The sequence below is a fragment of the Paenibacillus sp. FSL F4-0097 genome (assembly GCF_038593125.1).
In the GTDB taxonomy this organism is placed as follows: domain Bacteria; phylum Bacillota; class Bacilli; order Paenibacillales; family Paenibacillaceae; genus Paenibacillus_AQ; species Paenibacillus_AQ odorifer.
Genome location: NZ_CP151965.1, coordinates 2,348,023 through 2,372,792, shown reverse-complemented (window position 1 = coordinate 2,372,792; position 24,770 = coordinate 2,348,023). Strand labels below are relative to the sequence as shown.

The following is a 24,770-nucleotide window of genomic DNA, read 5'->3' as shown; positions in this document are numbered from 1 at the left end:
AAGGGGACGGTTATTTGTCATATCTTTTTTTAAGTATACCACTTCAGGAATCGGCCATTAATAATTAAATATTGACAAGCTATTAGCTGGAATAGCTCAAACAACATCATTTTGGCTTCTTCCGCTTTACCAGCGTTGCGTAGGGCTACGGCAGCTTTAAGTTTATCTTCCACACAGAGCCCTCCCCTATTTTCATTAAAAGCCATCCAACGGGTTTAAGCCTTACCAGCGATTTTCTCCGCAAGCTCGTTCAGATAGGTCCAGCGTTCCATAAGACGCTCCAGCTCTGCTTCGGCTAGGCGTTGCTCCTCTACTAGCTCCTGCAGCCTTCCAGAGTCAGCAAAAGCCGCCTCCATCTGTACACTAATATCCGTCAAACGTTGCTCTGCAAGCTCAATTTGCTCATCAATGCCCTCATATTCACGCTGTTCCTTGAAGCTGAATTTGAGTTTTGTTTTGGGAGCCGTTGAAGATGCAGGGTTGCTGCCAGTGTCCGCGGCCTCTTTTCGCTTTGAGCTTCCATCTTCTTTGTTCGATTCTCCAATGCGTGACGGTACATTTTTGGCCAGCCATTCTTCATATTCCGTATAATCGCCAACGTGAATCCGGATATCGCCATTTTCAAAAGCAATCAGCTTATCTATCGTACGGTCCAAGAAATAACGGTCATGGGATACGGTAAAGACGACACCCGGAAATTCATCCAGATAATCTTCCAATACAGCCAATGTGCCGATATCCAAATCGTTCGTAGGTTCATCCAAAAGCAATACGTTAGGTGCTCCCATCAATACACGAAGCAGATACAAGCGTCTTTTTTCGCCCCCGGACAGCTTCGAGATCGGTGTCCATTGCATCGCAGGAGGGAACAAGAAGCGTTCCAGCATTTGACCCGCCGTAATCACACTGCCGTCTGCTGTCCGTATCACTTCTGCTTCTTCCTTCACGTATTCAATGGCACGCATACTGTCATCCATATCCTGATGCTCTTGTGTAAAGTAACCAAGCTTAACCGTAGCGCCAAGCTGAACTTCACCTTTATCGGGTTGCAGCTGACCTGCAATCATATTTAAGAGTGTTGATTTGCCGCTGCCGTTCGGGCCGACGATGCCCACTCTATCCTGGGGTACAGCGATATAGCTGAGATCTTTGATTAGCTGTCGACCATCCAACGCTTTCGACAGGTCATTAATTTCAATGATCTTGCGACCTAAACGTGTAGAAGCCACAGAAATATCCAATGAACCGTTCGAGCTGCTTCCTGTACTCTCTTTCAGCTTTTCGAAGCGGTCGATTCTTGCCTTCTGTTTTGTTGAACGGGCTTTGGCACCGCGACGAATCCAAGCCAGCTCTGTACGCAGCAGGTTCTTACGCTTCTGTTCGGCAGAGGCTTCTCGTTCTTCGCGATCGGCTTTAAGCTCTAGAAACCGTGAATAGTTAGCTTCATAACGATAAAGCTGGCCACCATCTAGCTCTAGCATGACACTAGCCACACGCTCCAGGAAGTAACGATCATGCGTCACCATCAAAAGAGCGCCGCGCCGTTTCTGCAAATATTGCTCCAGCCAAGCCACGGAATCCGTATCAATATGGTTGGTAGGCTCATCAAGAATCAGCAGTTCAGAGGGGGTAATCAGTGCAGCTGCCAGAGCTACACGTTTACGTTGTCCACCAGAAAGTGTGTCCATTAGCGCATCAAACTTTAAGATGCCTAGCTTGGTAAGCACACTTTTGGCTTCACTCTCCAAATGCCATGTTCCCGCAGCGTCGATCGCCTGCCCAATCTTTACTAGTTTTCCTTCCAGTTCAGCATTACCAGGCTGCTGTTCAAGTAGAGACATAGTCTCCATATACTCACGCATGGTAGCAAGGTCTGGATCATCCCCGGCGAACACTTGCTGCAAAACTGTATTCATAGGATCATAAGGAGGATTCTGCGCCAAATATTGTACTCTTACATTATTCCCGATGGCAATTTGCCCACCATCCGGAGTATCCAGACCGGCAATAATCCGTAAAAAGGTTGATTTACCCGTTCCATTCACACCGATCAAGCCAATTTTATCCCGATCGTCCATACCAAATGAAGCGTCGCTAAAGAGTACTTTCTCGCCATAACTCTTGGAAAGATGTTCCACGGTCATAATATTCATGCTATTTCCTCGCTTGCCTTATATTTTCATAAAACCGGCCGCATCTAACCAATGCTATTTATCCGGTCTATCATCCTATCCAAAATTCAGGTGATCATGGCCCCTCTAATAAAAAGACCAGCAGCGAAATCAGCGCGTTTATACGCGTCCTCCTCCGTAAAAGACGGATCAAATAAGATATCCATCTTCAAACGATCCAACATCCCTATGTAGGACTGTGCCATAAGCTCAGGCTCGGATGCTCCACCTTCTAATAATACCTTGACCACATCTTGCATGTATTGCTCCATAAATTGTGTCATATACGCCACTAATTCAGGATTATTGTTAGGGGCACGGAAAAAGAGCTTCGTATGCCGCTTGCGTTCATAATAATAATTCAGGTGATGTTTAGCAATGATCGACAGTTTACCGGCCAAAGTATCACTAGCCTTCAGCCTTTCCTGTAATTGCAGGAGAAACCCCTCACAATCGCGGCGCGTCACTGCCATGAATAATTCTTCCTTGCTCTTGAAGTATAAATAAACGGTGCCCTTTGCTATCCCGGCTTGCTCCGCCACTTCCGACATCTTCGTTTCGTAAAATCCACCTGAACCGAAGAGCTCGTATGCGGCATCCAGAATAGCAGTATGTTTTTGATTGAATGCGCTACTCATCGGTCCCTCCCTAAACTGTGCCGTTCAAAGCTTAAATTCAAATGCTAAATGATCATGCTCAGCAGTAAGGCAGCTGCACCGCCGAGGATAGAGCTGATGGCATTGACTGCATCATTGCTCATCCACTTCCAGCCTCTTGCGTGTACAGCTGGAGCCCCACAATGCTGTGAGCCTTCCACTTCGCGGCCGCATACGGTACAGCGGTTCATCTGCTGCACGGTTGCACCAAGGATAGAGTCGGCAAAGGCGCCGACTAGTCCTCCGGCAAGTCCTGCTAGGGTAAGCAGCACGAAAGAGTGATCCGGCATGCCGGATATCATTCGCAGCAGCCAAGCTGACGCACCGATGAGTGCGCCTCCTGCTGCTGCCGCCAGCGTACCCAAGCTGGATACACCTCCCGAAGCTCCGGCAGCAAGAACTTTACCCGTAAGGACAGAACGAGGCGGTTTCTTGCTCAGTGTTCCGATCTCCGTAGCCCATGTATCCGAGGTTACTGTAGCCATTACACCAATAAATAGGAACCCCCACAGCTCATGCGGGAAGATCGCATTCAGGAGAACCAGAACCATGCCAAGTCCACCGTTAGCAAAGACCTGCCCGGCATCGCGGCGGCCCGTCTTAGCATACGTCAGCTCTAATTCTGCTTTATTATCATGATGAAGTTTGGACAGCAGGCTTGAAGTGATGAAGAAGATCAGCAATATCCCAAACCAAAAAGCATTTCCGGCACCAAAATAAATAGTGCCCATCACTACCGCGGCAATCATGCCAGAGAGACTTAAAGACTGCTTCCAATATGCCGCTCCCGCAACAATCAAAGCGCCTAAAGCGCCAATAACCCACTGCATAGATTCATCTCCAACAGATCTATTAACCGATCAGGCAAGTCCCCATCAGCTTGTCGCCCCAGTACAGCTCGAAAGCGTCTCCAGCTACAGTAGGACCCACGCCTGCCGGAGTACCTGTAAATATCACATCGTCTTTCCCTAACCCGTAGCGCTCGGCGATAAAATCAACAATTTTTTGAAGTGAAAAAATCATGTTTTTAACATTGCCGCGTTGTACTTCCACCCCATTTTTCACCACTGTAAAATCAGTTCCCTCCAGCTCTTCCTTATCTGGAAATGCTATGTAAGGGGTGAGTGGTGCGGCATTTTTAAAGCCTTTAGCTGGCGTCCACGGCAAACCTTTCTTCTGCAGATCATTATGCACATCACGCAGCGTGAAATCCAGTCCCAGTGCCATTACATCTACCAGATCCTCCACGCTCATGCCGGGTGTATAATCACGTGCAATACGCAGTACAAGTTCACCTTCATAATGAATCTGACCCGCATCCTTTGGCAGCTTAATTACTGCTTTATCGAGGGAAACAGCCGCATGTGAGGGCTTCATGAAGATGAGCGGCTCCACTGGCACATTGTTACCCAATTCCTCCGCGTGTAGCTTGTAGTTGCGTCCAACACAATATAGATTATTAACAGCAGCGCACATAAACAGTCAGCTCTCTTTCCCATCGATTTGGATTATTTATACCTTCAGAAAGGTGTCGCCCCATATATCCGGGCGGTTTGTACAGATCATTATATCAGAATGCATGTCGGCTAAGCGACGCATCTCTTTCGCTTTGTTCACAGTCCAAGCCATAATTTCCACCCCACGCTCGGACAAAAGCTTAGCCAGTCTAGGATTCAGACGCGAGAAGCTAATCGAAAGTAAAGAGCAATCCAGTTCATGCAGCCTGCGTGCAGGATTGCCAAATCTGGAATCAAAGATCAATCCGGTGCGAAAACGGGAATCAATTTCCTTGACTTTTTTTAATGCTCCAGTATCAAAAGAGGTCAAGATCACGTCGTCCCGCATACCTTTTGCAGAAATAAGATCCGTCACCGTCTTCTCAATGCCAGGATACATATCTCCCACTGTTTTCAGTTCAATATTCAGACGCAATCTTCCGGAGGCTAGTGACAGCACCTCTTCCAAAGAAGGCACCCGCTCGCCCTGAAAAGAACGCCCTTTCCAGCTCCCCGCATCCAGACGCCGGATATATTCCCAGTCCATGTTCTTCACCTTGCCATGACCATTGGTCGTCCGGTCCAACGTATAATCATGAATGACAACAGGAACGCCGTCTTTGGAGAGCTGGACATCAATTTCCATCCAGTGCACATAGGGCATGGCAATCGCCATCCGAATGGCTGCCAATGTATTCTCTGGAGCTTTACCGGAAAACCCTCGATGGGCTACACACAAATTGTTCATCATAAGGACCTCCCAGGAACCCTATTTGGTAACTTGAGTGACTTTACCGTCGCTGCCGATCTTTACCCGTCCTGCGGATAGAGCTTCTACTCTTTTTAACAAAAGTTGTCCATCCACTGTGTTCATCGGCACAGGCTGTGCTAGCTCGGCTTTCATAGGCTTCAGCTTTAGGGAACATTGACCTTTTACACTACATTCCGCCTGAAAAACCGCAGTTTCCCAAGTGGCAGGCACTGTAGATCTCGTAAAAATAAAATTCCCGGTGCTGTAGGCAATCCATTTGCCCTTATATGGCTCCACGCCTTGTAGCACGTGTGGATGGCCGCCAATGACAAGATCGGCTCCTGCATCGATAAAGCTATGGCCCAGCGACTGTTGCGTTTTATCATATTGTTCTACCCGTTCTTTACCCCAATGGACAACTACGACCACCAAATCGGCTTTCTTTTTGGCTGCAGCAATAGCCTTCAGTCCTTCTGCACTATCGTATACGGAGGCAAGTCCCGGCTTATTTTTTCCTGCCATCCAATCCGACGCAGGAATCACCCGGGTGAATCCCAGCAAAGCGATCTTAATGCCCTTACGTTCAAAATATTGCGCCGAATATGCTTCTTTACTGTTAAGCCCCGCACCCACATAAGGAATTCCTCTTTCAGCAAGGTGGTTAAGGGTATCCCGCAAGCCTTGCTCTCCTTGATCAAGCGTGTGATTATTCGCCATATTTACTGCGTCCACACCAGCTGACTTAAGCGCATCCAGAGCGAGTGGTGATCCTTTGAATACAAATTGCTTATTAGTGGCACTTACGCCACCTGTGGTCACTGGAGTTTCCAGATTCAAGATCGTAAGATCATCTTTCTTGAACAGACCCTCCAATGCGGCATACGAATAATCATAACCTTTCTTCTCCAGCAGTTCTCCAGCTTTCCCGGAAAATATAACATCTCCACCAAAATTCAAAGTCACCGTCTTACCAGACGCGTCATCATCTGACGGCAGACCAGACACTGGATCATTATTTGCTGCTTCCGAGCTGTCCTCATCCTTCGCAGGGGTCGCTGTCGCTTCAGGAGCTTGTGTTTCAATGATCTCTTCGGGCTCCTCCTGCGGTGTAGGCGTTGGCTCTGGAGTTGCCGTAGGAGAAGGGCTTGGCGTGTCTGTAGCTTCAGGCGTTGCAACTGCAACCACCGGAGGTGCTGTCTGAGGCTGATCACTACTCTCCGGTATAGGCGTAGCTGTCGCTTCTGCAACCGGAGGCGGTGAGGCGCTTTTCTTGTCAGGGTCATTCGTAAAGCTATAAGTCAATAACACGGTAATCATCAGAAGAAGACCTGCATTGATCCAAGCCCAGGCCGTTCTGCGCTTGCGTTTGCTCTTATGTTTGTTCTTTTGTCTAGAACGCGATCGCGGCGGATACATGGTTTCTGTGATCTCCTCTACTCTCAAATTGTTTTTATTATAGCATATCTATCACAGCACCCTACAAATAAGAGAGTCGATAGAAATAGAAAATTTTACTAACTAAAGAAAAACAGTGAAGCGCCTCATGCTTCGCTTCACTGTTTTATTTAGTCATCGTACTCACATTTCATTCATTAGCTGTTTAGCAACGCTTTCCGCAATAAGCTTGGACTGCTTGATGCAATCCGGCATTGCTATGCCATTAAATCCGGCGCCAATGACATACACACCAGGAAGCGAAGCCGCTAATTCTTTGCGGAATTCGGTAATATTATCAAGATGTCCTATAGGATACTGCGGCATGGAATGCTCTAAGCGGGTGATTTCCGTAAATATTGGATTCGCAGTAATGCCCATGATCTCTCGCAAATCTTTAAGTACAAGCTCCGTCAAAGCCTCATCAGGCAGCTGAACATTCTGTTCATCATCAGAACGACCCACATAACAGCGTAAAAGCACCTTATCATCAGGAGCCGTATGCGGCCATTTCGTAGATGTCCATGTGCAGGCAGTAATATTTCGCCCTTCTTTACGAGGCACAAAAAAACCCGATCCATCATATTCGTTAACAATATCCTTTTTGTTAAAAGCCATGACTAGATTCGCCACTGAAACATAATCCACCGCTTCCAGCGCTGTAACATCCATATAGGGACGAAGTAAGTCAGCAGCCGAAAAATTAGGCGCAGTGATATATACATCATCCGCAAGCAACCGTTCGCCATTCTCCAGCTCTACCTCATAGATAGAAGGACTCCCAGCAGCCTGAATAGAAACTACGTTAGACTCCGTCCGTTGTTCTACATCATGCAGCTCATAAATCAGACTATGCACGAGACTTTGCAGCCCTTTGCGGAACGTGAGGAAGGTACTCTGTGTAGTACCTTCCTGTGCCTTTTTATTCTTTCGCCCTGTGCGCATTCCACGAATAAGGCTCCCATACTGCTGCTCTAATTCTCCAAATTGCGGAAATGTAGCTTGCAGGCTAATCTTTTGTATATCTCCGCCGTACATGCCAGAAAGGAGCGGCTCAGTTAAATTCTCCAGCACTTCAGATCCTAGACGTCGCGCAATAAGCTCACCAAGCGATTCGTCCTCATCATTACGCCGCGGAGGAAGAATAAAATCCATCATCGCACGTATTTTGCCCCCAAACGAAACTAACCCACTTGATAAAAAAGGTTTCAGTTCGGTAGGGATACCGAGTACAAGACCGGTTGGCAGAGGATTAAGCTTGTCCCGCTGCAAGATATATCGCTTCTTAGCAAGAGGGTTGGAGGATACCAGCTCGTGATCCAATTCCAATTCCTTAGCCAGCTCGCACATCTCCGCCCTTTCCGCTAGAAATGAATCTGGACCCTTTTCAATCACAAAACCATCGCGATGTAAGGTTTCAATCTTTCCACCGAGGTTTTTCTCTTTCTCAAGCAAGACTATATCAGGCTTAATACCCGCTTCTTTATAAAATTTACGAATATAAAAGGCGGCGCTGAGTCCGCTCAGCCCTCCGCCTATGATAACAATTTTTCTTGTGGGGCCAATCATGATTGAGCGGCCTTCATCTGCTCCAGTCGTTTACGAATTACATCGCTCAATACAGACATATATGCGGGATCACTATTCAGTGAGTCAATCCGCATAAGACGCATATCAAGCTCTGCAGCTACGGCTGTTGCCTCAATATCGAGATCGTACAGTACCTCTAAATGATCGGATACGAATCCGATAGGGGCCACCAATACGTATTCCACCTGTTCTTTACTAAGCTGTTGCAGCGTGTCCAGAATATCTGGACCAAGCCACGGTTCAGCTGTGCGGCCAGCACTTTGCCAAGTAAACTGCCAGTTGGTTACGCCTGCTTGAGCTGCAATTGCCTGCGAAGTTTCCAGCAGCTGATCCCGATATGGATCACCCATAGCCAGAATACGTTCTGGAAGACTATGAGCGCTGAATAATACGCGAATCTCATCACGGGTCGCGCCTGCTTCAATATATTGATCCAGCTTCGCCGACACTCTTTGGCTTAACACATCGATCAATTCAGGATGCATATGGTAACTCTCTACAAAACCCATGTCAATCTTGCATGCATCAGCCTTTTCCTGAGCACGCTTGATGTAGCTCCCCACACTCATACTGGAATAGTGTGGCGCCAAAACAATACCCACTGCTTGAGTAATGCCATCCTTCGCCATAGCCTCAACGCCGTCCTCAATAAAGGGACTGGCATGCTTCAAGCCTTGATAGCAGACAAATTCAACATCTGCTCCCGCTTTATCCGCATTTAATGCTGCTTGTAAAGCTTCTACTTGCCGGTCTGTATTCTCCCGCAGTGGGAATACCCCCCCGACGATTGCTTCATAACGGTCGGTTAACTCTTTAAGCTGCTCCGCTGATGGCGGATTCCCCCGTCTAATATGCGTGTAATAAGCCTTAACATCTTCTAGGCTCTTAGGAGTGCCATACGACATGACGAGAACACCTATTTTTACTGTCACGGATTCCGTCCCCTTTACAATTTAATAGCGTGGAACATATAAATTCTTATATTTTTACGAACGTTGCTTGGCCGTTTTTTGTAATACTTCCTGAGAATAAGCGTGAATATACTCCGTCAATTCTCTAAGTTTGTCTAATGAGGCCTCCGGGAATAATCCATGGCCCAGATTGAAGATATAACCTGGCTCAAGTACACCTTCATCGATCAGTGCTTTCGCGCGTTCCTTCAAGAGGTCCATCGGAGCTGTAAGCAAATATGGATCAAGATTTCCTTGAATCGCAAATTTATTGCCTATTCTGCGTCGGCCTTCAGTCAAGCTAACTCGCCAATCCAGCCCGATTACGTCTGCTTGAAGCTTCGTAAGACTTGGCAGCAATTCTCCAGAGCTTACGCCAGGAAAGTATATTTTCGGTACATCAAGATCAGATAATTCGGAAAAAATACGAGAAACCGTCGGCAGCACATACGTTTCAAAATCGCGTGGAGCAAGCGCACCAACCCAACTGTCGAACAATTGGAAGGCCTTTCCTCCACTCCGCACATGACTTCGGAGGTACGTGATAATCATATCGCCCAGCTTGTCCATCAGCATTTCCCAGACACGGGGTTCACTGTACATTAGCTCTTTCGTACGGATATATCCTTTGGAAGGTCTACCTTCGATCAAATAGCTGGCAATTGTAAACGGCGCGCCTGCAAAAGTGATCAAAGGAACGTCCAGTTCCTTATCGAGAATAGCAATCGTTTCCAAAATGTGGCTCAGATCACCCTCCACATCAATGGGTTTTAGTCTCTCCACATCAGCTGCACTACGGATCGGATTCTCAATCACTGGACCGATATCCTTAACGATATCGAATTTCACTCCGATTGAAGCAACTGGATTCATAATGTCGGAATACAAAATGGCCGCATCCACACCCAGCTTGCGAACGGGCATCATGGTTACTTCTGCCGCCAGCTCAGGCTGCTTGCAGATTTCAAGCAACGAATACTTTTCCTTGATTTTACGGTACTCGGGATCATAACGGCCGGCCTGCCGCATGTACCATACGGGAACGTGCTCCGTGTCCTGCTTTCTACAGGCGCGGATAAAAGTGTCATTGTAGGTCATGATAAGATCTCCATTATATTTTATTAGATTTTTTTAATCGGCATATCTACTATTATGCCCTTTTTAAAAGCTTGTAACAACTAATACGAAGAGTTTGGAATGACAATCCTATGACATTACTATGACATGTGTTGCACACATTAAGCTGCAAAAAATGATATACTGATAAAATGGCATTTTTTCCGTGAATCATATATTCTCTGAAATTCTTTGAAAGGATGTGAAAGCACTATGAAGAAATGGGAGACCTGGAAGGTCAACCTCTTAGTGCTTTGGTTCGGGCAATTTTTGGTGAATGCTGGAATGACAATGATTACACCCTTCCTGACCTTGTACCTTGCGAAGGATCTTGGTGTCCAGGGTGAACATGAAATTGGAATCTGGGCGGGACTTATTTTTGCCGCAAACTTCTTAACCTCTTTCATATTCCAGCCATTATGGGGCAAGCTTGCAGACAAGTATGGCCGTAAGATCATGTTGCTGCGTTCCAGCTTTGGGATGGCTATTGTCATGGTATTAATGGGCTTCGCACAATCCCCTTTACAGCTGCTCCTGCTCCGTCTCTTAAACGGTACAATCTCTGGCTTCAATCCCGCCTCCATCGCACTGGTGTCAGGTACTACCCCCAAAGAACGTATGGGCTTCTCCATGGGATTAATGCAATCAGGATCTGTAGCAGGAACAATTCTAGGGCCACTGATTGGTGGCTTACTTGCCGATTTAATCGGATTTCGGCCGATTTTTTATGTCGTTGGGGCCTTGCTCTTTATCGCCTCTCTCCTGGCATTATTTCTTGTTAAGGAAAAATTCGACCGCGCCGAAGCTGCACAGGAACCGCAGGTTTCTGTACTCGCAGGTTTGAAGGAATTAATCAAAATCCCTCAGCTGCCAGCTCTATTCGGTGTAACCTTTCTGCTGCAATTTGCAATGATTAGTCCTATGGCCTTGTTGCCACTTTATGTAGAAAAATTAAATGGACCCGCCGAGAATATAGCCTTCTTGGCCGGAATGGTCAGTGCCGTTACAGGGATCTCCAATATGCTGGCTTCTCCCTTGCTTGGTAAGCTAAGTGACAAAGTCGGCGCACATCGTATTCTGACCTATGCGTTAATTGGCGCTTCACTATTCCTAATTCCGCAGGCATTCGTAACTAGTGTCTGGCAGCTGATTATAGTCCGTTTCCTAATGGGAGTCTTCATGGGTGGACTGTTGCCCAGCGTTAATGCGCTTATCCGCTCCTATACCCCTGACGGAAAAGAAAGCCGCGCATTCGGCTTCAACAGCAGTACATTGGCGCTAGGCAATATGCTGGGAGCTATCTTGGGCGGCTTTCTATCAGGTTACATCGGAATTGAGGGGCTTTTCATTATATCCGGCTGCTTGCTGCTGGTTAATACGATTTGGGTTCGATTGAAGCTGTACAAAGTAACAACACCGCGGTTATTTCGCTAATCAGCTATTTCACCATCGCTAGCGCCAATCCATCATAGGCAGGCAGACATGTACTGATAAGACGTTCATCCGTGGCGATCATCTCATTGAAGTGGCGCACAGCCAGGATGGCAGGACCATTTCTATCTGTATTTAAGGTCCGTCCACGGAGAAAAATATTATCACCCGCAATGATCGCTCCTGGATTGGCCAGCTTGATGGCATATTCCAAGTAGTTAGTGTAGTTCAACTTATCTGCGTCAATGAAAAAGAAATCGAACCTAGCGCCCTCTGCTTCCAGTGCCTTCAGGCTGTCCATTGCGGGTCCTATTCTATACTCCGTAGTATCGCCGAAGCCTGCCAGCTCTAAATTACGTCGGGCAAGCTCGGCATAGTCGGCTCTCAGCTCTAGCGAAGTCAGTGTGCCACCTTCAGAGAAACCGCGGGACAAGCAAATTCCGCTGTAACCGCCAAGTGCGCCAATTTCCAAAATACGCTTAGAGCGAGACAGTCTAACTAGCATGGTGAGCAGTCTTCCGTACCCCGGCTCGACAGACACCGGCGGCATGCCTGCTTGGACAATTGCTTCTTTTACTTGAAGCAGAATTTCGTCCTCTGTATAAAGTTGTTCACTATATTCTTCTTGCGTAAGCATAAAGATTCTCCTTTGAGGATCCCCCGTTTGCTCATAGTAAGGGATGACGGGGAACATTTTATGATTTATGGAATGCCGGGCATTGTGAAGTGTCCCACATTCCCCTATACTTGTATGGATGCTTTAAAGGACGACAATGTCGTCTCTTCTTATTGTACTGGCTTTTTGTATTTATCTACAAGTTAAACGGAGTTGAGAGTATTTGAGCAAATTACAATTAATCGCTACTGCCCCTATGGGTTTAGAAGCTGTGGTAGCGCGCGAATTAAACGAACTGGGTTATGAGACCAAGGTCGAGAACGGACGAGTATTATTCAGCGGTGATTACATCGATATCTGTCGCTGTAACTTGTGGCTGCGTACATCTGACCGCGTATTGGTTAAAATGGGCCAATTCCCTGCTAAAACCTTTGACGAGTTATTCGAAGGGGTTAAAGCTTTGCCTTGGGAAGACTGGATTCCAGAGAATGGAGAATTCCCGGTTGAAGGACGGTCCCATAAATCACAACTAACGAGTGTACCCGCTTGCCAAGGGATTGTCAAAAAAGCAATCGTCGAGAAGCTGAAGCTTTCGTATCATACAGACTGGTTCCCGGAGAACGGTCCTCGATATGTGATCGAAGTGATTTTATTAAATGACATCGCTTTGATCACATTAGATACCACAGGACCCGCACTTCACAAACGTGGTTACCGCAGACATGCAACAGAGGCTCCACTGAAGGAAACAATGGCTGCTGCACTAATCCAGCTTAGCCGCTGGAATGGCCATCGGCCGCTGTTCGATCCATGTTGTGGTTCGGGAACACTGTTAATTGAAGCCGCCATGATCGCTTGGAATATTGCACCAGGACTACGCCGCTCATTTCCATCTGAACATTGGCCAGTCATTCCGAAACATCTTTGGGAAGAGGCTCGCGAAGAAGCTTTCGATGCTGTGCGCGACGATTATCCTTTGCAATTAACGGGTACGGACATCGATCCAGAAGCAATTGAAATTGCTGAAGCCGCCGCCAAGAGTGCTGGACTGTCCGGAGAAATCACCTTCAAAGTGATGGCTGCCGCCAAAGCAAGACCTGAAGGAGAATATGGTTGTATCATCACCAACCCTCCATATGGTGAACGCATCAGTAATGACAAAGAAGTGGAGAAGCTGACCCGCCAGTTTGGTGAAATGATGATATATCTGCCAACATGGTCATTTTTTGCGATTAGCCCTTACAAGGAATTTGAACAATTTTACGGTCGTAAGGCAGACAAACGCCGCAAACTGTATAACGGACGTATCGAGTGTCAATATTATCAATACTTGGGTCCACTTCCACCTAGAAATCCGAAATAATTAGGATCACCATTGGTTTGAATGCAGAACGGACATCTACCTCGTATCGTATGAGGAGGGTGTCCGTTTTTCTCCGAGTATAAGACAGTTTTAGTTTAGCACCCATCCTTTACGCTCTTATATTTCTAAGAGAAACGTTTGTCATCTAAAAAAGACAACAACGTTGTTTCTTCTCGTTTTGTTTATTTTCTCTGCTAGGAGGCTTCAAAATGTCAGTTTTTCCATCAAATCGGAGCAGCACAACCTTAACAAGTACAATAGCTGCTGTGATTCGCTCCCGATATATCGGTTATCTCCTTTTTCTTGGCATCATGCTGGCTAAGTTATTATTTCTGCATAGTGGGCTGCATGCTCCCAATATAGATATGAACCAGCAGGACAAATGGATCGCTGTAGGTTCAGTCATGTTATTGTCTTTTTGGACCCTGTGGCTTCCCCGCTGGGGACAGACGATAGCGTTGTTAAGTATAAACTTGCTTCTGACGCTGCTTATTTATTCGGATATCGTCTACTATCGTTATTTTCAGGATTTTATCACGGTACCCGTATTGTTTCAGGCTGGACAGATGGATGCGCTTGGTGGAAGTATCTTCGCCCTACTGCGTCCTTCCGATCTTTATTTGTTCGCTGACTGGCTATTTCTTATTGCATACGGAATCGGCGTAGGATTATACCGCCGCAAATCCCATACATACTTGTCTAATGCCGTCCCTCGCCGTTATGGGCAATCTCACTCTTATTCTCAAACCGGTTATTCCCGCCGCTCTTCACGCCTAAGCAGGACGCTAAAAAGAAGCGTGAATGGGATCGTTGCTCTGGTGCTAGGTTGCGTGCTGACCTTTGGACCTATCCACACCTACGCTACTACCTGGGCTAAAGATCTATTCACTGGCAACTGGTGGAGTCTCGCCATGTATAACGTAACCGGACTAATCGGTTTTCACGGTTATGATATTTACTTATATGCTAAAGATCATCTAGGTCCGCAGCCCGAGCTTTCACAAGAAGAAGCCACCTCGATGCAGCTCTGGTTCAATGAACAAAACACTGAGCAAAGTGCCAATAATGACAGCTTTGGAGAATACAGCGGAAGCAACATTGTTGTTATTCAAGCTGAAGCTTTTATGAACTTTGTAGTTGGACGCTCAATATCCGGCCAGGAGATCACGCCTAATCTGAACGCTCTAATCAAAGAAAACACCTATTTCAGCAATTACTACCATCAGACCTCACAAGGCCGAACTTCCGATGCGGATTTCACGTCCAACGCTTCCCTGTACCCGCTGGTCTCCGGCTCGGTATTTGTCCGTTACCCGGATCATCAGTTTGACACGCTGCCTGCTATTTTGAAATCAAAGGGCTACAGTACCAATGCTTTTCATGCGTACGAAGGTAGCTTCTGGAATCGGCAGATTATGTATAACGCGATGGGTTATGACCATTTTTATAACAAAAAAGACTATACAATAGACGAACCTCTAGGCTGGTCTCTGGGTGACAATTCTTTTTTGCGGCAATCCCTCGATATTATGGACACTTCAGAAACGATACAGCAGCCCTTTTATTCATTTTTGACTACACTATCCAGCCATCATCCTTATTCTCTCCCTGCAGATAAACAAGGGCTTGATACTGGAGAGTTCAAGGGCACGATCTTCGGAGATTATTTGCAGGCTGTTCACTATACGGATGAAGCTTTAGGGGAAATGGTCAAAGAGATGAAGCAGCGTGGGCTGTGGGATAATACCATTGTTGCTTTCTATGGAGATCATGATAATTCGATCCAGGAGATCGCTTATTACGAACAATTTCTCGGCAAAAGCCTTAGCGCACTCGATATGCAGCAAATAATGCATCAGGTTCCCTTGCTCATTCATCTTCCAGGCTCTAACGCCTCTGTCCTAGATTCAGCTCCAGCTGGTCAGTTGGATCTTACACCTTCCTTGCTCCATTTGCTGGGGATCTCACGTGATCCTTATTATCTCATGGGCAATAATCTGTTTAGCGGGCATGAGCGTCTTGTAACGCTGCGATCCGGCGCCTATGCCGATGCAAAGCTGTCTTATCTCCCCAGCGAGAATGGGCAATTTGCCAGCGGAACCTGTTATAGTCTCGAAAGCCGCGAAGCCGTGGACGTAGGGGAGTGCAGCATCGGGTATGAGACCAGCAAGCTCCGCCTACAGATCTCCGACGATATCATGAAATATGATGGAATCAAAAAGCTTAAGAATACACAATCTGCACCTTAAGCTTATATCCCGGTAAATGAAGAGACTGTCCACAAAACTATCGAAAAGGGCTGCTGCGACATCCTCTCTATGTTGGACACTAACTCCTGATCGTTGTTGGAAGCACGTTGGGTTTTCCGACTTAGATACGCGAAGTATCTCACTAACGGACACAGCTGACCTTAAACCCAGCAATATCCGAGATTTGGAATGCTAACGGACTCCAGAGCAGCTATTAGCCTGAAAAACGCCGATATGAGCCTCTTTTCTGAGGAATAGCGTCCCTGGGGTCCGAAATCTTGCATTAACAGCTAAAAACACGCAAATAACGTCATCTGAGTCCGTAACCCTTGTAGGATGAGGAGATGGTGGGATGGTGGAATGATGGGATGAGGAGATGATGGTGGGTCGATGAGATGGTGAGATGATGGGATGATGGGTCGATGAGATGAGGAGACGGAGAAATGATGGGATGATGGACACGATTGAAGAGAGCCGTCAATGAACAGAAAACGCAGAGCAGCGATCCTCCAATAACAGGAGAATCGCTGCTCTGTTTACTTTTACTTATTCTGAGAATGAAGAGGGATCGACCCTATTATCTTAGTTGATAAGAACTCAGTATTATTTCTGAACGGAGGGCTGTTTGATAAAAGCTTCTGCTTTCTTCAACACTTCATCCTCCGTTGGAGCACTCACATAACGACCATTCACATAAACAAAAGCCCGTTTGCCACATGGACCGCAGTACGACTTGCAGCCAACCTTGATCTCGGCATCAGGTGCCATTTTTTGCAGCTTAGGGATAATACTTTTCAACTTCATGAAATTACATTCATCGCACACTTGTATTTCGTTAGCCATGGAGCAACCCTTCTTTGTGTTCGAAATTTACAGGCGAGTGTTTAGTGATCGCCGTGATTACCTTTAGAGGGATTCGTAATGACAAAACCTTCTTGTGGAAGATACAAATAATCAACGACCACACCATCAAGGAGTGGTTGGCTCGGATCAAGAATAACATCGATTTCCTTATCTGTCGACACTACAACATCGTTCTCTTTAGGCGTGTCCAAGTCCAGTCCGTAGTGAGCATGATCACCGTGTGCATGTGTAATTGCTACGCGCAGCTTCAACTCGCTGTTTCCTTCAAGCTCCATTTGTTTCTTTATCACTTTAGCCGCATTGCGGGTAATTTTGACCTTCATCTATATTCCATCTCCTAGTCCGAAAATTAAATACTCAATTACTTATTTTAAAGGTAAATGACATCTAAAAGCAACTATATTAGCTAATTAGCTCTGAAGTTCTTGTCGAAAATGTGTGGTGCGATCCTATTCACCCTGCTGAAGTGTAGGATATTTCCGCCCCATTCGTGACACGAACCAGCCCATTAGCAGCATGGTCACTCCAATATCATCGATCGGAATAAATGGCATGAAGTCCGGCAAGACCCAATAGAGCAGTACTGGAATTGTAAATAACAGCTTGTCCCCCATTGCTACTTTAGGGGAGCGGATGTATTGCCAGGAGCTACTGAAGATATGGGACCATTGTTTTAGTGACAGTATTTTTTTCAGTTTCATGGTGACCCTCCTCCCAAGTAAAAAGGATACAGCCGCGGATAACGTGTAGTGACGACAGCGGCCATACCCCATGTTTTATTTTACGCAAGTTTACTGCAAATGTTTCATAATTATTTCACATTAGAAAGGAGCGTTGCCAATATAAGTCCTGTTTCCAAGGCCATATCTTCAAAATCTGCTAGTGGCAGCGGATTTTTGCCGATCCCCAGCTCCACCGTAAATCCAGGTTTGCGGAAGGTCTGAATAAACCAATCCTTATATCCGGCATCACTTCCAGTCAGCTCCACTGCCCGGTAACTGCTCGCAACTGCCAGCTGCGCGGCTAATTCACGGCTCTCGGGAGGTTCATACCCCCGGTAGTTCCAATAAATCTCTCCTCCTTGGCTATGCAGAGACACTGCAGCTTCGCCAGGCGCTGCCTCAGCCAGGGCAGCCAGAGCGGCTGCTTCTGGCTCACTCAGCGGCTCAGGGCCGCTGTAATCCCGCGGTGAGGGCAGCCTTACTCCCCGACGTTCCCGCTCCTCTTCCCAATGAGCGGGAAATTGATCCCCAAGATCCACACCGCGGATGTTAGCTTTCCAATGCCGGAAGCTGCTTCGTCCACCATTCCATTTCATGAGGTCATCATAAAACGGATGGTCTGGCAAAACCCCTTCCTGAACCAGCTCCACGCCATCTGGATTAGCCATAGGCACGACCCATAATGTCCAGTTTTGGAACCAAACCTCAGGACTGTGTCCATTCCATTCCAAGCCTTCAGCATAAGCTGTTGCATACTCCTCTATGAAGGACATCAAGCATGGCGAAGTCAGCCATTCATTGGCATGCAAAGCGGCGTTAACATGCAGATGACGAGTGCCATTCCCGATCTTGAGTACATGGAGCGGCTTGCCGAGCACGCTCGTGCCTATTGTGGCTGCTTGTATAAACGGGTATTGGACAAGCAAGCTGTCAATGTCGCTCTCAACCTCAGCCGGACCGTACTCCCCGCGCAGAAACACCACGCGGTCTGGAATTGGGGGTGGAATGACAAGTATTTTTCCAGGTGTACAGCAGCGCCCTGAGGTCACACCAGGATTAAGCTTCTCCAAATCCTCTAAATTCACCTTAAATAATGAGGTTATCCGTTCTGGAGTGTCCCCTTCCTGCACAGCATACCTTTTACGCGGCGAAGATGGCAGAAATAAAACCTGACCTGGGTATAAATAAGATTGTCTCCCAACCCATGGATTACCTTGAATAACATGCTCAGGAGTTAATCCATGTAGAGCGGCAATTCGGCTTACGGTATCTCCCCTGTTTGCAATATATTGTCGCATTAGGTCTCATCCTCTCGGCCTTAAATTGCTGATACAGCAATACAAAAACAGCGGCATACAGCACTTAACTCTATTGTATGCAAGCGCCACTACCCGGCATGAAGGAGAAATGAATCACAAGAAAAAACAACGTCATCGCCCTTTATAGATGGCAACCGTTTCTCATGAAAAATAAGGATATTACAGTTCCGCAGCATATAAGTGCTTATATTTCAAAAAAACAGACTGGGAAATGTGCTTTCCCAGTCTGTTTTTCTTTTACACTCCCATGGAGTTTGTCCCTATTCAATTCAACATTGCTCCTGCTTATAACGTAGATACTTGCCACACTACTGGGGTGCGTCTAATTTGTTCTCCAAGCCAGTCTCGCGCGATGCTTTGAAACATCTCAGCATCACCGCTGCAGAAAAACTGGTGAATTGGACTTTCATCCCCGATGGACAGCTTGCCTTTATCATATAAAATTGTGCTGATCTCACGAGCGGTCTCATCTGCAGAACTGATCAGCTTGACTCCCGATCCCATAGTCTCACCAATGGGTTCTACAAGAAATGGATAATGAGTGCATCCTAAAATTAAAGTATCGATGTTAGTGTCTTTAATGCCTTCTAGTGCCTCTTCTACGATATCGTAACTTTTCTCTGAGCGGAACTTGCCTTGCTCGACGAGTGGGACAAGCGCTGGACAGGCTTGACTTACAACCTCAACAAAAGGGGACAACTGCTTTAATGCGTTAGTATAAGCACCGCTGTTGATGGTTCCTACCGTACCGATCACGCCGACATGTCCGCTTTTGGTTGCGCTAATTGCTGCGCGGGCTCCGGGATGAATCACCCCAATTACAGGGATGGAGACCTTAGCTGAGATATAATCGAGTGCCGCAGCTGTTGCGGTATTACAAGCGATAACGATCATTTTAGGATTAAACTGGATCAAATAATCTACAATTTGTTCAGTAAACAGTTGTACTTCCTCGGTCGAACGGGGTCCGTACGGAGCTCGGGCAGTATCTCCGAAATAAATGATCTTCTCCCGCGGGAGTTGCCTCATCACTTCTTTGACAACTGTTAACCCTCCCACACCTGAGTCTAATATTGCTATAGCTTGCTGCACGAACACACCGCTTCCTTCTACTTGTTTTGTGTAGCTTATGTAAGGTGAAAACAAAATGTACCTGGCTTTCAGCCCCAATTGCAGATATTACTCCTTTTGCCCTCTGAGTTCAAGAGTAGTCTTCTTCCATCATTTAACAAGCGGGTGCAAACTAATTAAAAAAGCCACCCTCCGCCCAATGCGAAAAAGCGGCTCTATTATAAGAGAATGAGTACTCTTTTACCACTGAAACAGAGGATTTAAACCACGGTTCCATTATAGAATTTCTTTATTAACCTTGTCATCTTGAACGACTTCTTCAAAGCTGGCTTCTTCACTTACATCTTCACTTATAGTGGCCTCAACCAACTCAGTTTCCACTTCCAAAGTGGCAGCAGCCTCTTCAACAGCTTCTACAGCGTCAACTGCTTCTACAGCTTCTTCTGTAGCGATGCCGCTGACAGTTACTGTAATTTTTTCTTCTTCATCAACAGCATTCGCACATGATTTGCTCCATTCCCGAACTTCATGCACTACATGCCCAATCGAATCTTTTGCCTTGTCATAAATCTCAATGCTCTTATCTCCCGCTTGAACGGCAAGTTCTTGAACCTTTTCAATACCAGCGGTAGTTCCTTCTGCAATATCCTTGCGCAGCTCTTTACCTGGTTTAGGCGCGAACAGCAATGCTGTCACCGATCCAACCACACTGCCGACTAAAGCGCCCCATAATAAACCTTTGGTGTCCTTTTTCATCGTTTCATCTCTCCTTTAAATTCATTGCTCCCCGCTCTACCGGGCTAATGCCTATATCTGCTATATCATAAGCAGCAGGGGATTGTCTTGTGACTAATTATTATAACTTTTCAGAAGTTTTGTCTGTAACATTTTTGGGTACGATAGCGTAGCGGCAGCAATGGCCGCCCTCTGCCATACATTCATTACGTGTTACCTTAGCATCCAGCAGTTCTTCGAAAAGACTATGCTCACATTGGCAAGCCTTACGATACTGGGTAGCCACTTGGCGAATCGGGCAATTGTACTCCCTTATGACATATGAGCCATCCTCTTCACGGTTCCATTCTGCCATATATCCACCGGCATTTTGGATAGAAGATAATTCGGCGACGCGTTCTTCCAAATTGCGCCGTTCCATCATCGGAGCATACTGAGCGAGCATCCGGCGGCGGCGGCCTTCAAATAATGTATTAACAGCATCCAGTCCACTGCCGTAATCCAATTCACGCAGAAGCTCCAAAGCCAAGTTGTGATAACTTTTTGGAAAATATTCTTCGGCTCTCTCCGTTAATGAGTACATATGTAAAGGCCGCCCCATCGCTTGCCGGACCACTTTTGTCTTTGCAAGCCCTTCTTGCTCCAGCTGAAGCACATGACGACGGACACCCATCTCTGTAATTCCCAATTCTTCTGCCAGCGCGCCGATGGTCAGTGTTCCTTTCGTCTTCAGGAGCGTCATAATCATTTGTCTTGTCGATCCGCTTTCCTGCCCCATCTTCATCATAAAGGAACCCCTCTCTTTCACGGCTATCGCCTATTCTATGTGATTCTATCCTATGCTATTATAGCGGTACACTGGCTCCAAGCTCCTGGTCCAAATATTTCCGTACCTCAACGGCAAACTGCTCAAGTACTTCCGAAAGAATGGGGGTAAGTGGATGCAGATCACCTCTCTCCCAGGCATAATAATCCTGAACGAGTGGCTTACGCAGAGAAACTAATTCTATCAATCTCTCATAAATCTCACTTTGACCTAGCACTTTCTCTTCATGAATAATAGAAATTATATCCTCATAACTTCCAGCATCACGCATAATAAACCCGTCAATGAGACAGCTACCAACGTCTGTTACAACCTCTATTGCCAGATGGAGGCTGCGTTCCTGTATTAGTCCGGTTAGTGTTGTACCCTCCCAGGAAGCTGCTACAGTCCGAAGACCAGCGGTAATATCAGGGATTTGAGCTAGAATGGTTTCGATTTGATTGCGGTTGACATAATACACAGCAATACCCCCATATCGATAATAGTTAGAGAATCGTCCTAATCTCTACTTACCGCGTTTGCCACGGCGTTTCAGCCAGAAGAACATTACGAAACATGCTCCGAGAAAAACGATTAAATAAGTTAACGCTTCCATTGGATACTCAAGCTCACGCATTCCTGTCACCGCTTCCGGTATAAAATGATGATACTATATTCAAGCAGCAGCTTAAATTTCGTAATCTACAGCAATTGAGAGCTCTTTGACTTCATTAATGTGAGCAATAACTTCTTTATGAGCCGGATGAACCTGATACGCCTGTAAATCCTCTAGAGAAGCCACTTCTGTGACTAGAGCAATATCAAAGGAACGATCGGAATGAATGATGTCAGCACCCACCTCGATGGAGAGAAGCTGCGGAATCTTGCCTTCCATATTACGCAATACCGCTACCGTTGCCGCTACGCTTTCTTCGGACCGATCTTTTAATTTGAAAAACACAATATGTTTGATCATTCTATATCGCTCCCTAATGTAATATTGTAATTAGATATTAAAAATATATCATAAGCGTAGCTGTTCTGAAAGAAACTTAAACAGTGTTGTCAGAAATAGCAGCATTAACCATTGCCGATATACCAGAAAGTGTTGTAGTATATTTTTAAAAAATCGGAGGAATTATGCCTAATAACCAACAAGAAACTCATAATATCCAGGCGTGGTCTCTGATCAATCGCAAATACCTTGGACAAGGCGTTCGAGTCAAAAGATTTCGCCGTCCAAAGCGCAGCCAGATTAGAAACCGTGTGCTGCTTGCTGTATTGATGGCTAAGGATATCAAGCTGTCACGACTCGCAGAAGAGCTTGGTATATCCTCACGCAGTGTAAGCGCTTGGGTATACGAAGGTCGTATCCCTTCCAACAATAACATTGACAAGACCTGCCGCCTATTGGGGTACCCACCCCACATTCTGTTCAATGAAGCATTGATTCGTCAAAGCCCCATTGTATGTCAGCCTACACCCTCACGTTTTATGAAAAGAAGTATTACCAGTTCACCGCGCAGCAATGTTATCCTGACCGGACTTTGTATGGTTTACGATTTCTCAGTAACGGATGTAAGTATCTGGATAGGCGTCCATCCTGGAACATTTCGAAAATGGCTCCACAACAGCCATCTGCCGACCCCTGCTCTGCAGGAAAAAGCCGAAGCTTTCTTCCGGATTCCACGCCATATTCTATTTGCAGACTGCGGAACGCTCTAATACAATCCTCTCGCAAAACACGTCTAACACAGCCCTTCTTCAAGAAATCATGAGAAGGGTTATTTGCCATACCTTTTTTTCTTTAAAAGAGGTCATACTACTGTGTGTAAATATATTGTGTAGTACTAAAGAACGGGTCAGGAGGCGCAAGATGAAACTTAACGGAATACTGTCAAAGGGCTATACCGATACTTGGAAAGTGGCCCCTGGTGTCATTGGACTTCGCACTATGTTTGTAAATGTCGCATTAATTGGCCAGCCCTCTTCGGATTGGGTTCTTGTAGATACTGGTCTTAGCTCATATACAGGCAATATTATTGATTTTGCTACGGAGCATTATGATAAGCCTCCGGTGGCAATTATCCTGACGCATGGGCATTTTGACCATATTGGGGGTGTGAAAAGGCTTGTTGAGGAATGGAACGTGCCTGTATATGCTCATCCGCTAGAACTACCTTTTCTGACAGGTAAAGAAGATTACCCTCCAGCCGATCCGGCCGTAGGCGGCGGGCTTATGAGCATGATATCCCCTTTATTTTCACATCATGGCATTGATCTTGGTTCAGCCGTTCACCCCTTGCCGGAAGACGGGACTGTCCCTGGTGCGAAGGGCTGGGAATGGATCCATACCCCTGGACATAGTCCCGGGCATATCTCCCTGTTCAGGCCTGAGGATAGAGTCCTGATCGCTGGTGATACGTTCCTTACGGTCAAACAGGAATCCGTATTTGCAGTGGCTACGCAGCATCAGGTGGTGCATGGCCCACCCTCTTATTTCACGACAGACTGGGAAGATGCCGAGAAATCAGTCCGTACCCTTGCCTTGCTGAATCCACATCTTGTTCTTTCGGGACATGGAGTACCCATGGAAGGTGAGGAGCTGTCTACCCAGCTTGCTCATTTATGCAAAAATTTCAAAGAAATGGCGCTACCGGGTCAAGGTAAATTTGTGTAAATAAGGTATTCCTGATCATCGAGCAGAGGTCTAGGGAAAAAGTCCCTATAATTCATTTGATATAGCCGATTCTACGGATATTCAACGAAATTATAGGGAGTTCCTCCCTATATTATTTGCTAAGTGCAGATTTACGTGCGACTATATATCTCAGTATGTATTGATGGTTTTTTCCAAGCGGCCCACATAATGTCTCCACACATGAGCCGGTCGTAATTATTTTCGTACCTGCAAAATGTTGTCTTAAATCTTCATCACTAAAAAAATGGGCATATTTTCCGTCTTTGTATTCGTAGGTTCCCGGTTCCAAAAGTGTTCCACAGCCGTTGTTCGCATCCTCATCGGAAAAACTGGTAAAATAGAGCAAGCCATCCGGCCGCAGCTGTTCCAGACAATTAGCTAATAGCCTGCGGCGATCCTCTTCGAGAAATAAATGCAACACGTCATAGCAGTAGACAGCATCAACCTGTACTTCAGAAATAGTATCTAATACGGAACCTGAGATAAAATGGCTCTTGGGATCCCATTCTGCCGCCATCCTTAACGCATCCTCGCTTAACTCAACGCCTAAGGTCTTAAACTCATCTGAGAACACCTTCGTATTTCTTCCGTATCCCGCACCCGGGACTAAAACTGATTTCACGTCATATTGCCGAAATATCTCCCTTGCTGCCTGAGCTGTAGGACTAGGTTCACTCCCCCAGATCATGCCTTCCTGAGCAAATCTTCGACTCCAGTATTCGGACATAGA

The 24,770-nt window shown here is 46.3% G+C and carries 26 protein-coding genes; 5 read left to right on the top strand and 21 right to left on the bottom strand.

What is annotated here, in order from left to right; all coding sequences use genetic code 11:
• Window positions 1–29: 29 nt before the first annotated feature.
• The 10 genes from MHH86_RS10505 to hemE form a co-directional block, all read right to left on the bottom strand.
• Entirely contained in the window at window positions 30–173 is a 144-nt protein-coding gene (locus tag MHH86_RS10505; protein ID WP_342479719.1) for a hypothetical protein, read from the bottom strand.
• A 42-nt stretch (window positions 174–215) separates the two neighbouring features.
• Window positions 216–2,153 carry an ABC-F family ATP-binding cassette domain-containing protein gene (locus MHH86_RS10500; protein WP_038569816.1) on the bottom strand — a complete coding sequence of 646 codons (1,938 nt, stop codon included), beginning with the start codon at window positions 2,151–2,153 and terminating at the stop codon, window positions 216–218.
• A gap of 86 nt (window positions 2,154–2,239) precedes the next feature.
• Entirely contained in the window at window positions 2,240–2,809 is a 570-nt protein-coding gene (locus tag MHH86_RS10495; RefSeq protein ID WP_342479718.1) for a helix-turn-helix domain-containing protein, read from the bottom strand.
• A 44-nt stretch (window positions 2,810–2,853) separates the two neighbouring features.
• Window positions 2,854–3,657, bottom strand: coding sequence for a DUF92 domain-containing protein (locus MHH86_RS10490; protein WP_076140916.1), 804 nt, complete (start codon window positions 3,655–3,657; stop codon window positions 2,854–2,856).
• A gap of 22 nt (window positions 3,658–3,679) precedes the next feature.
• On the bottom strand, window positions 3,680–4,303 hold the full coding sequence (locus MHH86_RS10485; RefSeq protein ID WP_036689251.1) for a fumarylacetoacetate hydrolase family protein: 624 nt from the start codon (window positions 4,301–4,303) through the stop codon (window positions 3,680–3,682).
• Window positions 4,304–4,339: 36 nt separating this feature from the next.
• The gene (locus MHH86_RS10480) at window positions 4,340–5,074 is read right to left on the bottom strand and encodes a glycerophosphodiester phosphodiesterase family protein (RefSeq protein ID WP_244886457.1); all 735 of its coding nucleotides are present in this window, start codon (window positions 5,072–5,074) and stop codon (window positions 4,340–4,342) included.
• An 18-nt stretch (window positions 5,075–5,092) separates the two neighbouring features.
• Window positions 5,093–6,490 carry a CapA family protein gene (locus MHH86_RS10475; RefSeq protein ID WP_076143306.1) on the bottom strand — a complete coding sequence of 466 codons (1,398 nt, stop codon included), beginning with the start codon at window positions 6,488–6,490 and terminating at the stop codon, window positions 5,093–5,095.
• Window positions 6,491–6,652: 162 nt separating this feature from the next.
• Window positions 6,653–8,077, bottom strand: coding sequence for a protoporphyrinogen oxidase (hemG, locus tag MHH86_RS10470; RefSeq protein ID WP_076143308.1), 1,425 nt, complete (start codon window positions 8,075–8,077; stop codon window positions 6,653–6,655).
• Window positions 8,074–9,030, bottom strand: a complete 957-nt coding sequence (hemH, locus tag MHH86_RS10465) for a ferrochelatase (RefSeq protein ID WP_076143310.1) — start codon at window positions 9,028–9,030, stop codon at window positions 8,074–8,076. Before hemH ends, hemG begins: the two co-directional genes overlap by 4 nt.
• A gap of 54 nt (window positions 9,031–9,084) precedes the next feature.
• Window positions 9,085–10,146 (bottom strand): uroporphyrinogen decarboxylase, encoded by a 1,062-nt coding sequence (gene hemE, locus MHH86_RS10460; RefSeq protein WP_038569805.1) that lies wholly within the window; start codon window positions 10,144–10,146, stop codon window positions 9,085–9,087.
• Window positions 10,147–10,377: 231 nt separating this feature from the next.
• Between hemE and MHH86_RS10455 the strand changes: the two genes are divergently transcribed.
• On the top strand, window positions 10,378–11,598 hold the full coding sequence (locus MHH86_RS10455; protein WP_038569803.1) for an MFS transporter: 1,221 nt from the start codon (window positions 10,378–10,380) through the stop codon (window positions 11,596–11,598).
• Between the two features lie 4 nt (window positions 11,599–11,602).
• Here the strand turns inward: MHH86_RS10455 and MHH86_RS10450 are convergent, their stop codons facing one another.
• Window positions 11,603–12,232: an O-methyltransferase gene (locus MHH86_RS10450; RefSeq protein WP_036689230.1), complete on the bottom strand. Its 630-nt coding sequence runs from the start codon at window positions 12,230–12,232 to the stop codon at window positions 11,603–11,605.
• 202 nt (window positions 12,233–12,434) lie between these two features.
• Here MHH86_RS10450 and MHH86_RS10445 point away from each other — a divergent pair, with 202 nt between their 5' ends.
• Together MHH86_RS10445 and MHH86_RS10440 are read left to right on the top strand one after the other, a co-directional pair.
• A complete protein-coding gene (locus MHH86_RS10445) occupies window positions 12,435–13,574 on the top strand; it encodes a class I SAM-dependent RNA methyltransferase (protein WP_036689227.1) in 1,140 nt (379 codons plus the stop codon).
• A gap of 209 nt (window positions 13,575–13,783) precedes the next feature.
• Window positions 13,784–15,823, top strand: coding sequence for an LTA synthase family protein (locus MHH86_RS10440; RefSeq protein ID WP_341144739.1), 2,040 nt, complete (start codon window positions 13,784–13,786; stop codon window positions 15,821–15,823).
• Window positions 15,824–16,426: 603 nt separating this feature from the next.
• Here the strand turns inward: MHH86_RS10440 and MHH86_RS10435 are convergent.
• From MHH86_RS10435 to MHH86_RS10395, 9 genes are all read right to left on the bottom strand, one after another.
• On the bottom strand, window positions 16,427–16,666 hold the full coding sequence (locus tag MHH86_RS10435) for a DUF1450 domain-containing protein (protein WP_036689224.1): 240 nt from the start codon (window positions 16,664–16,666) through the stop codon (window positions 16,427–16,429).
• A gap of 41 nt (window positions 16,667–16,707) precedes the next feature.
• Complete coding sequence (locus MHH86_RS10430) at window positions 16,708–17,010, bottom strand: heme biosynthesis protein HemY (protein WP_036689223.1); 303 nt, start codon at window positions 17,008–17,010, stop codon at window positions 16,708–16,710.
• 126 nt (window positions 17,011–17,136) lie between these two features.
• Window positions 17,137–17,388: a hypothetical protein gene (locus MHH86_RS10425; RefSeq protein ID WP_036689222.1), complete on the bottom strand. Its 252-nt coding sequence runs from the start codon at window positions 17,386–17,388 to the stop codon at window positions 17,137–17,139.
• 110 nt (window positions 17,389–17,498) lie between these two features.
• Window positions 17,499–18,707, bottom strand: a complete 1,209-nt coding sequence (locus tag MHH86_RS10420) for a M14 family metallopeptidase (RefSeq protein WP_036689219.1) — start codon at window positions 18,705–18,707, stop codon at window positions 17,499–17,501.
• 306 nt (window positions 18,708–19,013) lie between these two features.
• Complete coding sequence (gene racE, locus MHH86_RS10415; protein WP_036689641.1) at window positions 19,014–19,820, bottom strand: glutamate racemase; 807 nt, start codon at window positions 19,818–19,820, stop codon at window positions 19,014–19,016.
• 255 nt (window positions 19,821–20,075) lie between these two features.
• Complete coding sequence (locus tag MHH86_RS10410; protein WP_051491605.1) at window positions 20,076–20,555, bottom strand: YtxH domain-containing protein; 480 nt, start codon at window positions 20,553–20,555, stop codon at window positions 20,076–20,078.
• Between the two features lie 100 nt (window positions 20,556–20,655).
• Window positions 20,656–21,321: a metalloregulator ArsR/SmtB family transcription factor gene (locus tag MHH86_RS10405; RefSeq protein WP_036689218.1), complete on the bottom strand. Its 666-nt coding sequence runs from the start codon at window positions 21,319–21,321 to the stop codon at window positions 20,656–20,658.
• A gap of 58 nt (window positions 21,322–21,379) precedes the next feature.
• Window positions 21,380–21,820 (bottom strand): HepT-like ribonuclease domain-containing protein, encoded by a 441-nt coding sequence (locus MHH86_RS10400; RefSeq protein WP_036689215.1) that lies wholly within the window; start codon window positions 21,818–21,820, stop codon window positions 21,380–21,382.
• A 207-nt stretch (window positions 21,821–22,027) separates the two neighbouring features.
• Window positions 22,028–22,315 (bottom strand): Dabb family protein, encoded by a 288-nt coding sequence (locus MHH86_RS10395; protein WP_036689213.1) that lies wholly within the window; start codon window positions 22,313–22,315, stop codon window positions 22,028–22,030.
• Window positions 22,316–22,479: 164 nt separating this feature from the next.
• Between MHH86_RS10395 and MHH86_RS10390 the strand changes: the two genes are divergently transcribed.
• Window positions 22,480–23,064: a helix-turn-helix transcriptional regulator gene (locus MHH86_RS10390; protein WP_036679391.1), complete on the top strand. Its 585-nt coding sequence runs from the start codon at window positions 22,480–22,482 to the stop codon at window positions 23,062–23,064.
• Window positions 23,065–23,215: 151 nt separating this feature from the next.
• Entirely contained in the window at window positions 23,216–24,019 is an 804-nt protein-coding gene (locus tag MHH86_RS10385) for an MBL fold metallo-hydrolase (RefSeq protein ID WP_036679389.1), read from the top strand.
• A 112-nt stretch (window positions 24,020–24,131) separates the two neighbouring features.
• Here MHH86_RS10385 and MHH86_RS10380 read toward each other — a convergent pair whose 3' ends face one another.
• Window positions 24,132–24,767 carry a class I SAM-dependent methyltransferase gene (locus MHH86_RS10380; protein ID WP_036679387.1) on the bottom strand — a complete coding sequence of 212 codons (636 nt, stop codon included), beginning with the start codon at window positions 24,765–24,767 and terminating at the stop codon, window positions 24,132–24,134.
• Between the last annotated feature and the right edge of the window lie 3 nt (window positions 24,768–24,770).